Source organism: Desertibaculum subflavum (genome assembly GCA_003576705.1).
GTDB lineage: Bacteria > Pseudomonadota > Alphaproteobacteria > Ferrovibrionales > Ferrovibrionaceae > Desertibaculum > Desertibaculum subflavum.
In genome coordinates this window covers 1-4,118 of the sequence record QOZS01000119.1, presented here as the reverse complement: position 1 = coordinate 4,118, position 4,118 = coordinate 1, and the positions used below count along the sequence as shown (strand labels likewise).

General features: G+C 65.8%; 5 protein-coding genes. All 5 read left to right on the top strand.

Annotation, left to right across the window (positions count from 1 at the left end):
• Positions 1–1,118: multicopper oxidase family protein (locus DT074_RS27645; protein WP_119423049.1), on the top strand; the 1,118-nt coding region annotated here is incomplete at its 5' end.
• A 14-nt stretch (positions 1,119–1,132) separates the two neighbouring features.
• Positions 1,133–1,615, top strand: a complete 483-nt coding sequence (locus tag DT074_RS27640; RefSeq protein WP_119423048.1) for a cupredoxin domain-containing protein — start codon at positions 1,133–1,135, stop codon at positions 1,613–1,615.
• Positions 1,616–1,626: 11 nt separating this feature from the next.
• On the top strand, positions 1,627–1,917 hold the full coding sequence (locus DT074_RS27635) for a copper-binding protein (RefSeq protein ID WP_119423047.1): 291 nt from the start codon (positions 1,627–1,629) through the stop codon (positions 1,915–1,917).
• Between the two features lie 4 nt (positions 1,918–1,921).
• The gene (locus DT074_RS27630) at positions 1,922–2,392 is read left to right on the top strand and encodes a DUF411 domain-containing protein (protein ID WP_119423046.1); all 471 of its coding nucleotides are present in this window, start codon (positions 1,922–1,924) and stop codon (positions 2,390–2,392) included.
• 241 nt (positions 2,393–2,633) lie between these two features.
• Positions 2,634–4,118 (top strand): HAMP domain-containing protein (locus DT074_RS27625; RefSeq protein ID WP_119423045.1); only part of this gene is annotated, 1,485 nt, incomplete at its 3' end.

The following is a 4,118-nucleotide window of genomic DNA, read 5'->3' as shown; positions in this document are numbered from 1 at the left end:
CCCTGAACGGCTGGTCGGCGCCCTGGCGCATGAACGACGGCTGGAAGGAATTCCACCTCGTCGCCGAGCCGGTGGAGCGCGAAGTGGCGCCGGGCATGACGGCGCATCTCTGGGGCTACAACGGCCAGTCGCCGGGACCGACGATCGAGGCGGTGGAGGGCGACAAGGTCCGCATCTTCGTCACCAACCGCCTGCCGGAGCACACCACCGTGCACTGGCACGGCATGCTGCTGCCCTGCGGCATGGACGGCGTCGGCGGCCTGACCCAGCCGCAGATCCCGCCGGGCAAGACCTTCGTCTACGAATTCCCGCTGAAGAAGTCCGGCACCTTCATGTACCACCCGCATGCCGACGAGATGGTGCAGATGGCGATGGGCATGATGGGCAGCTTCATCGTGCATCCGCGCGATCCGGGCCAGCACCGCGTCGACCGCGATTTCGTCTTCCTGATCAACGCCTACGACATCGAGCCGGGCGCCATGACGCCGAAGGTCGCCACCATGACCGAGTTCAATCTCTGGTCCTGGAACAGCCGCGTGTTTCCGGGCATCGACCACCTGGCGGTGCGCAAGGGCGACCGCGTGCGCATTCGCATCGGCAACCTCACCATGACCAACCACCCGATCCATCTGCACGGCTACGACTTCGTGGTGACGGGCACCGATGGCGGCTGGGTGCCGCCCTCGGCGCGCTGGCCGGAAGTGACGACGGATATCGGCGTCGGCGCCATGCGGGCGATCGAGTTCACCGCCGACGAGCCGGGCGACTGGGCCTTCCACTGCCACAAGTCGCACCACACGATGAATGCCATGGGCCACAACGTGCCGACCATGATCGGCGTCGACCACAAGGGCGTCACCGAGCGCATCACCAAGCTGGTGCCCGATTACATGCTGATGGGCGAGCGCGGCATGGCCGATATGGGCGAGATGGAGATGCCGCTGCCCGACAACACCTTGCCGATGATGACCGGCGCGGGCCCGTTCGGCGCCATTGAGATGGGCGGCATGTTCAGCGTAGTGAAGGTGCGGGAAGGGCTGGCGCGCGGCGATTACCGCGATCCGGGCTGGTACAAGCACCCGCCCGGCACCGTCGCCTACGAAGCCAAGAACGTCTGATGCGGAGAGCGCCGATGAATCGCACAGCAACCATCGTCGCCCTGCTCGCGCTGTCCGCAGCGCCGACGCTCGCGCATGGGCCAGAGAAACACGAGCCGAAGCCGGCCGCGGCCGGCGGCCATGCCGAGGCGCTGGGCGAGCCGGGCGATCCCAAAGCCCGCGCGCGCACCATCGTCGTCACCATGAACGACGAGATGCGCTTCAACCCGAACCGTTTCATCGTCGCGAAAGGGGAGACGATCCGGTTCGAGGTCAGGAACACCGGCAAGATCAAGCACGAGATGGTGCTGGGGACGATCGCGGAGCTGAAGGAGCACGCAGCGCTGATGCAGAAATTTCCGGAGATGGAGCACGACGACCCGAATGCGGTCGGTGTCGAACCGGGCAAGACCGGCTTGCTGCTCTGGAGATTCACCAAGGCCGGCGAGTTCGATTTCGGCTGTCTCGTGCCGGGCCATTTCGAAGCGAACATGAAGGGCAAGATCACCGTCAAATAGGGAGAGTGAACATGCTCCGCGTCCTGATTGTCGCTGTCGCGCTGTTCGCGCAAGCCGCCGCCGCCCTGGCCCAGGCCGAAGCCCGCGGCGAGGGCGAGGTGCGCAAGGTCGATGCCTCCGCCGGCAAGGTCACGCTGCGGCACGGGCCGCTCGAAGGCCTCGACATGCCGGCAATGACGATGGTGTTCCGTGTCGCCGAGCCCGCAATGCTGGATCGCCTCAAGGTCGGCGACCGCATCCGCTTCGTCACGGCGAAGGAGGGCGGCGCCTTCACGCTGAAGTCTTTCGAGAAACAGGAGTGATGCAATGACCAGGACAACGCTTCTAAGGACCGCTGCCGGGCTGGCCCTGGCCGCCGGCCTCGCCATCGGCGGCTACTACCATTTCGGCTACGGCACCGCCGTGGCCGGCGAGGTCACCGTCTGGAAGTCGCCGTCCTGCGGCTGCTGCGGCAAGTGGGTGGACCACATGCGGGCGCATGGCTTCCGCGTCGTGGTGCACGAGACCGATGACCTCACCCCGATCAAGCGGCGCGAGGGCGTGCCCGATCGCCTGCAGGCCTGCCACACCGCCACGGCGGACGGCTATACGATCGAAGGGCATGTGCCCGCCGCCGACGTAAAGCGCCTGCTGGCCGAAAAGCCGAGAGCCCGCGGCATTGCCGTCGCCGGCATGCCGATCGGCTCACCTGGGATGGAGCAGGGATCGGCGCGCGAGCCCTATGACGTCGTCCTGTTCGACGACCAGAAGCGCCAGAGCGTGTTCCGGCGCTACTGAATAGGGGAAAGCCCTTAGGCCATTCGACATATACATAAATCAACATAAAAGATACTGACCTCAACAATTATACCGCGGCCGGGGTGCCTTACGCGCCCCGCGGCAAGCCATGAGGTCGATCGTGTCATTTGCATCTGTATTGTCGAGAATAAGTGTCAAGTATCAGATTGCGATTATCGGCGCGGTCGCCATTCTTGGTTTGTTCACGATCCTCGGGACCTTCCTTTGGACTAACCACTCGGTGGAACTGAGCCAAGTGGTCGCCGATCGCGCCGGGGCTGCCGACGACAGCATGACGCAGATCGAGATCCTGATGCTCGAGGCCCGGCGTGCGGAAAAGGATTTCCAGCTGCGGCGCGAGACCCGCTACGTGGAGCGGCATGCCAAGGCAATGCAGCAGGCGGGACAGCGCTTCGAAGCGCTTGCCGCAAACTTGGATCTGGCCGATCACCGCACTCTGGCCGCGGATTCCCGGAAGCTCGCCGATGCCTATGCCACGCAGTTCGCTGATCTCGTCGCGACCGAGACGAGGAGCGGCCTGACTGAGAACGACGGCCTGCTCGGCGCCTTGCGCAAGTCGGTGCATGCCATCGAGACCACTCTGAAGGCGAACGAGATGCCGGCCCTTCAGGTGCTGATGCTGATGATGCGGCGCCACGAGAAGGATTTCCTGGCCCGCGCCGACGCGAAATACGGCGAAGACTTGAAGAAACGCGCTGGCGAGTTCGAGGCGGCGCTGAAGGGCGCCGGTCTGCCGGATGCCGCTCGCGCGCAGATCGCCGCCGACATGGCATCCTACCAGAAGGATTTCTTCGCGCTGATGGACGGCGTGCTGGCGGCAAAGGCGGCGAACGGCAAGCTTTCGCAGGCCTATGCCGATTTTGAGCCCAAGCTCGAGCAGCTGAGCAAGGCTGTGAATGCCGTCGAAGTGGCGGCAGCGGAAGATATCGCTGCGACGCGTGCCACCGCGGCCCAACTGATCTCGGTGACAATCGGTGTCGTCACCTTCGTGGTCGGAACGCTGAGCTTCCTGATCGCCGCCGGGATCTTCGGGCCGGTGCGTCGGATGACGGAGGCGATGCTGCAGCTCGCCAATCGCGACTGGACGACGGAGGTTCCGGCGCGCGACCGCGGTGACGAGATCGGTCAGATGGCGCAGGCGGTGCAGGTGTTCAAGGACAACGGCATCGAAGGCGAGCGCCTTCAGGCCGAGGCCCAGGCGGCGGAGGCGCGCCAGCGTGAAATGGAGCTCGAGGCGCAGCGCGAGCGCGAGCGTCTCGCCGCCGAAGCTGCGGCCGAGACCACGCGCAAGCTGCGCGAGCTGGAAGCCGCAATGAAGCAGGCCGAGGCGGATCGCCTGGCCGAGCAAGAGAAGCTGCGGGCCGAAGCGGAGGCCACCCGCAAGAAGGAGATGAGCGCCCTGGCCGATGGCTTCGAGGCGACGGTTATGGCCGTGGTCAACACGGTTTCGTCCTCGGCGACCGAGATGCAGAGCTCGTCGACCGCGCTCTCCGCCACGGCGGAGGAGACCAGCCGGCAGAGCACGGCGGTGGCCGCGGCGTCGGAGCAGGCTTCGGCCAACGTGCAGACGGTTGCCTCCGCGTCCGAGGAGCTGTCGGCCTCGATCAGCGAGATCAGCCGGCAGGTGTCGGAATCGACCCGCACCGCCGCCGAGGCGGTGGCGCAGGCGCAGTCGACCGGCAAGACGGTGGACGGCCTCGCCGAA

Coding starts and splice junctions, on each gene's coding strand:
- DT074_RS27640 (WP_119423048.1), top strand. CDS start 1,133: ATGAATCGCACAGCAACCATCGTCGCCCTGCTCGCGCTGTCCGCAGCG.
- DT074_RS27630 (WP_119423046.1), top strand. CDS start 1,922: ATGACCAGGACAACGCTTCTAAGGACCGCTGCCGGGCTGGCCCTGGCC.
- DT074_RS27635 (WP_119423047.1), top strand. CDS start 1,627: ATGCTCCGCGTCCTGATTGTCGCTGTCGCGCTGTTCGCGCAAGCCGCC.